Below are 5,599 nucleotides of genomic sequence, written 5' to 3' on the forward strand. Positions count from 1 at the left end.
TTGGGATTCGACTTCCAGTTGGTGCCGGGAGCGACACCGAAAAAGCCGAACTCCGGGTTGACCGCGTACAGCCGGCCGTCCTTGCCGAACCGCATCCAGGCGATGTCGTCGCCGAGCGTCTCGGCGCGCCAACCGGGGATGGTCGGCTGCAGCATGGCGAGGTTGGTCTTGCCGCAGGCCGACGGGAACGCCGCGGCGAAGTAGTACGCCTTGTTCTCCGGGGAGATCAGTTTGAGGATCAGCATGTGCTCGGCCAGCCAGCCCTCGTCGCGGGCCATCGCTGAGGCGATGCGCAGCGAGTAGCACTTTTTACCCAGCAGCGCGTTGCCGCCGTACCCCGAGCCGTAGCTCCAGATCTCGCGGGTTTCCGGGAAGTGGGTGATGTACTTGGTGTCGTTGCAGGGCCAGGGCACGTCTGTCTGGCCGGGCTCCAGCGGAGCCCCGAGCGAGTGCAGCGCCTTGACGAAGAACCCGTCGGTGCCGATCTTCTCCAGCGCGGCCTTACCCATCCGGGTCATCACCTTCATCGAGGCAACGACGTACTCCGAGTCGGTGATCTCCACACCGAGCTTGGGGTCCTCTGCACCCAGCGGACCCATGCAGAACGGCACCACCCACATGGTCCGCCCGCGCATGCTGCCGCGGTAGAGCTCGGTCATGGTGGCACGCATCTCGGCCGGATCCGTCCAGTTGTTGGTCGGGCCGGCGTCGACCTCGCGCTCGGAGCAGATGAACGTCCGTGACTCGACGCGTGCCACATCGGACGGGTCGGACAGCGCCAGGTAGGAGTTGTGGTGCTTCTCCTCGTTGAGCTTCCTGAAGGTGCCGGCCTGTACGAGCTGATCGGCGAGGCGCTGCCACTCCTCCGCAGAGCCGTCGGCGAAGACCACCCGCTCAGGCTGGGTCAGCTCGGCAACCTCTGCCACCCACGAAAGCAGGCCCTGGTGCTCGGTCGGCACGGTATCCAAACCCGGAATGGTCGCTGAGGTCATCGAAGTCTCCTGCGTTACATGTATGCGAGCAGGCGACGAATTCCGTGCCTGCGACTTTTCGGTAGCCCTTAGAACAGGTTATCGCTTGTCGTGTACCCAAAACGGGTCGGGTTTGTATCGGCTCACTCACAGGAACGATTCAGAAGCGTGATAAACGCGTCATTTAAGGCGCTGCTGCTCCATTTCGGCGGGGTCACCCTGTCCGCTCTGGCCGCCGACCGGCCCACCCGGTGTGACGTGATCGTCGACTGATCCGGCTTTTTGATCACCCAGTTCGGCTCGCACCCGATCGAGCGCCGTCTGCAATGCCGGCATTTCGCGGTCGCGTGACGCTGCGGCGCGTGCGTCGGCGACGGCATGTTCGCGTAATTCGCGATCGAATCCGCTGACCTGATCGGCTACCCGCGCCGCGTCCACCTCGTCCTGCTGCCCGCACGCCGAGCTCAGTGCTGATTCGGCGGTCAACACCCGGGTGGCGACGAGTTGCTCGACCGCAGCGCGCAGCGACGAGGTGGCCTCGCCGACCCAGCGGTCCAACGCGGCCCGATCGTGCAGCAGACCCCGGGTGCCGACCACCCAGACCGCCAGCGCCAGACCGATCGCCACACAGGCGATGACCCCCGCGACGGTCAGGCCCGGCGCCAGGTCGGCCAGCAGCCGGGTCAGCGTCAGCGCGACGCCCAGCCCGAAGCCGGCGCCCAGCAACATCATCAGCCGGGTTTCCAGCCGCCGGGACCGCAGTGAGGGGCCGGGGAACTCGACGCGCGGCAACGGCATGGGCATCGGCTGCGGGCAGTCGGACAGCCCGGCCACCTGCGCTACGTCAACCAGATGCTTGGTGCAGCCCTCGTCGACCTCGGCGACGACATCGTCGATGCGACGCCGGGCGTCGGGCTCGAACCCTGGCAGCGCGCGCCGGGTCAGAGCCGTGACGTCCTCCTGCAGTTCGTTGCGCACCGAGGCACAGCGGTTACGGGCGAAGTAGGACAACTGCACGCGAGCCTGCTGGATCTGGCTGCGCAGACCGATCGTGCGCTCGGACTTCGACAGTCGTCGCTGCCGCAGCGCGGTGCTGCGCTGCTCGCGCAACACCGCCGCACGCGACTGCCGGCCGGCGCCTTCGGCGTCACGTTCATACCTGCTCACTACCGCCTGAAGCCACGATTCCCACGCGCGCAGATGATTGCGCCGTGCGATATCAGGCTCGGCGAGCCGCTTTCGCGCGGCGGCGACCAGATCATCGACCTGAGGCTGCCCGTGTTCAGGTGCTGCGGCCACGCCGACCCACTGCACCCGGCGGTAACGCGGGGCGTGGGCGGCCAGGATGTCGCGATCGACGGCCATCAGGTCACGCCATTGGCGGTGCAGGTCGATCTTGGACACTGCGGCGATGACGACGTCGGTGTGGGCGGCCGCGGCGTCGATCAGCGCACAGTCCGATTCGGTCAGCGCGGCGGCCGCCGAGACGACGAACACCACCGCAGTCGGCACTTCACCCCCGCTCAAGTCCTGAGCCTCGACCACGGTGTGTTCCGGAAGCTGTTCGTCGAGCGCGGCGGCCACCGCGCTGACGCCCGCCAGCCACGGACCGGTCACCAGCACCGCGTCGACGCGCTGCACAGCCGACGCGGACAGCCGCGGTGCGATCGCAGTAACCAGCGCGTCCACCTCGGCGACCGGATCGTCGCGCCCCGGATCGGTCACATCGACCCTCCGGCGTGAATCATCAGCGCCGCTCCTCCTCATCGCTTCGCTCTGCATCGTCGCCGGCGCGCGTCCAGAGTCGAAGCGAACCGCGGGCGATGTCTGCGCCACAGCTGCGAAGCAGCACGGACGCCAGGCCACGGGCGTAGCGCTGCCAGTGCACCGCTCGCCGCAGATGCGCGGCCGCGTCGTCGCGGGGGTCCACCTTCAGCCCGGTCGCCTCAACGGCGTCGACGGCGGCCGCCATCCGGCCGATCACCGTTTCGTCGCTGCGCAGAAAGTCGCTGATTCGATCGTCGGTGACGGCAAGGATTTCCAGTTCGGCAGCGGCGTCCAACACCCGCCGGTAGCGCGGGCCCCGACTGAGCGTATCCAGCTGATCGAGGAGGGCGTCGACACCGCTGGCGCGGCGCAGCAGCGCAGCGATCGCCGCCTCGGAGGCGCCCCGCTGCAAAGCAGCGACCACCAGCGCGATGCCGTACAGATCAAGGGTTTCGAGCAGACGCCGACGCGTCGCGGTCGACACAGGGTGTGCGTCGGCCAGAAAGGCGTCCGGAGACCTGAGGTCGGCGGGCTGGTCCGTGAGCAGCCGAAGCGCAGACCACAGGACGTCGTCGAACACGGCGACGGCGAGGAGCGCGACCATCGGCGCCGTGGGCGCGCCGATGAGCTCACCAAGCTCCCTGCAGCGGCGCCCTGCCAAGTCGGCTTTGTTCAGCACCACCAACACCGGTTGGCTGGCGGCAGCGACGGCGACCCGGTCCTCGGGTTTGACCACCTCGGCGATGACCTGCACCACCGCCTCGGGAGTCACTGTCGGCGCCGTGACTGCGAGACCCGCGGCAGCCAGCGCGTGCGCGACCGTGCTCGAGCCGACGCCGCGGCGTCCGTGCACCGCCACGCGCAGCGGCGCAACGATGCGCTGCGCGATCGCCATCAGTCGCGGCTCGGCGGCCTCGACGGCGAAAGACGCCAGCTCATCGGCAAAGAGCCGGTGGCCCGGTGCGCTCACGTTCGGCCTGCTGTTGCGATCGCACGACCTCTTTTCCTGCTGCCCACGCCCGTCGGCGGGCCCTACGGAATGGTGACATCCGGGCCGCCGACACGCGAGCCACCATGCCCAGTCGAGGCCCGGCACGATGCCTCGATACCAGCAGAAGGCAACTGTTGGGTATCAATCTGCACCACAGGGCGGCTACATCGACGGTTCATAAGCCACGATGGACGGATGCATGCGCAGTGCGGGGCAGCGGCTACATCGCCGAACCCGCACGATACGGGTGTGCCCGCGCAGCGCGACCTGGCGGGTTTGCCGCGAGTCACCAGTTTCCGGTCTCGACGCTCCGCGCTCTCGGGCGCCCAACAGCAGACCTGGCAGCGGCTGTGGCCCGACTACGGGTTGGACGTCCCCCGCCGCGACGGCACGTCGGTCGCTCAACCGCTCAACACCGCTGCCTGGTTCGGGCGCGCAGCTCCGGTAGTGCTGGAGATCGGCTGCGGCGCCGGAACGTCGACAGTCGCGATGGCGCAGGCCGAGCCGGACATCGACGTGATCGCCGTGGAGGTGTACCGCCGCGGGCTGGCGCAGTTGTTGTGCGCTGTGCAGCGCGAGAATGTGCGCAATGTCCGGCTCATCCGCGGCGACGCCGTCGACGTTCTGGCGCAGTTGATCGCACCGGGCTCGCTCACCGGTGTGCGGGTGTTCTTCCCCGATCCCTGGCCGAAAGCACGCCACCACAAGCGGCGGCTGCTGCAGCCGGCGACAGTCGCGCTCATCGCAGACCGACTCCGACCCGGCGGTGTCCTGCACGCTGCCACCGACCACCCCGGCTACGCCGCCCACATCGCCGAGACCGGGGACGCCGAGCCACGACTTCGCAGGGTGGACTCCCGTACACAACTGATGATCTCGGTCACCCGTCCGACGACCAAATACGAGACGAAGGCTCGACATGCCGGCAGTGCCGTCACCGAGTTGCTCTGGGAGAGATGCGAGCCGTGAGCGTGACGCAAGAAGCAAGAGCTGACGCAGCCGAACCGGCCGAGGGGTTTGCGGCGTCTTTGGCGGGCCCGTCCGATGAACCGTCGGCCGACCCCTCAACCGTCGGGACCCACGCTTTCTCGCCGCCGACCCGCCGGGTCCTGCTGGTGTGGGACGCCCCCAACCTCGACATGGGACTGGGCTCCATATTGGGCCGGCGTCCGACGGGCCTGGAACGCCCACGCTTCGACGCGTTGGGCCGCTGGCTGCTGGCCCGCACCGCCGAGATCGGCGGCGGTCGGCAGAACGTGTCGGCGGAACCGGAGGCCACCGTCTTCACCAACATCGCGCCGGGCAACGCCGACGTCGTTCGCCCCTGGGTCGATGCTCTGCGCAACGTGGGTTTCGCGGTGTTCGCCAAGCCGAAGGTCGACGACAACAGCGACGTCGACGCCGACATGCTGCGCCACATCGCGCTGCGGTGCAGCGAAGGACTGGCCGCTCTGGTGGTGGCTTCGGCCGATGGCCAAGCGTTCCGGCAACCGTTGGAGGAGATTTCCCGCAGCGGAGTGCCTGTGCAGGTACTCGGATTTCGCGAACATGCGAGTTGGGCACTAGCGTCGGATACCTTGGACTTCGTCGACCTGGAAGACATTGCTGGCGTGTTCCGGGAGCCGTTGCCGCGAATCGGCCTGGATTCGCTACCTAACCAGGGAGCGTGGCTGCAGCCGTTCCGGCCACTGTCAGCGCTGTTGACCGCGCGTGTGTGACACTGGCTTGAAAAGCCGAAAGACAATGCGCGGGTCGTTAACGATCCAGTAAGGAGCTTGCGTGTTCGCCTGGTGGGGTCGAACCGTGTACCGCTACCGGTACATCGTGATTGGGGTCACGGTAGCTCTGTGCCTGTTGGGCGGTGTTTTCG

At 67.8% G+C, this 5,599-nt stretch carries 6 protein-coding genes; 3 read left to right on the plus strand and 3 right to left on the minus strand.

What is annotated here, in order from left to right; translation table 11 throughout:
- The 3 genes from WA317_RS20470 to WA317_RS20480 all read right to left on the minus strand — a co-directional run.
- Positions 1-992 (minus strand): phosphoenolpyruvate carboxykinase (GTP) (locus WA317_RS20470; RefSeq protein WP_425174765.1); only part of this gene is annotated, 992 nt, incomplete at its 3' end.
- 159 nt (positions 993-1,151) lie between these two features.
- Positions 1,152-2,696, minus strand: a complete 1,545-nt coding sequence (locus WA317_RS20475; RefSeq protein ID WP_425174766.1) for a hypothetical protein — start codon at positions 2,694-2,696, stop codon at positions 1,152-1,154.
- A gap of 22 nt (positions 2,697-2,718) precedes the next feature.
- A complete protein-coding gene (locus WA317_RS20480; protein ID WP_425174767.1) occupies positions 2,719-3,708 on the minus strand; it encodes a hypothetical protein in 990 nt (329 codons plus the stop codon).
- 198 nt (positions 3,709-3,906) lie between these two features.
- Between WA317_RS20480 and trmB the strand changes: the two genes are divergently transcribed.
- From trmB to WA317_RS20495, 3 genes are all read left to right on the plus strand, one after another.
- Entirely contained in the window at positions 3,907-4,698 is a 792-nt protein-coding gene (gene trmB / locus WA317_RS20485) for a tRNA (guanosine(46)-N7)-methyltransferase TrmB (protein WP_425174769.1), read from the plus strand.
- Positions 4,695-5,447: an NYN domain-containing protein gene (locus tag WA317_RS20490; protein WP_425174768.1), complete on the plus strand. Its 753-nt coding sequence runs from the start codon at positions 4,695-4,697 to the stop codon at positions 5,445-5,447. The genes trmB and WA317_RS20490 overlap by 4 nt, the downstream gene beginning before the upstream one ends.
- A gap of 61 nt (positions 5,448-5,508) precedes the next feature.
- Positions 5,509-5,599: hypothetical protein (locus WA317_RS20495; RefSeq protein ID WP_425174770.1), on the plus strand; the 91-nt coding region annotated here is incomplete at its 3' end.

It is taken from the genome of Mycobacterium sp. (genome assembly GCF_049802695.1).
Taxonomy (GTDB): Bacteria; Actinomycetota; Actinomycetes; order Mycobacteriales; family Mycobacteriaceae; genus Mycobacterium.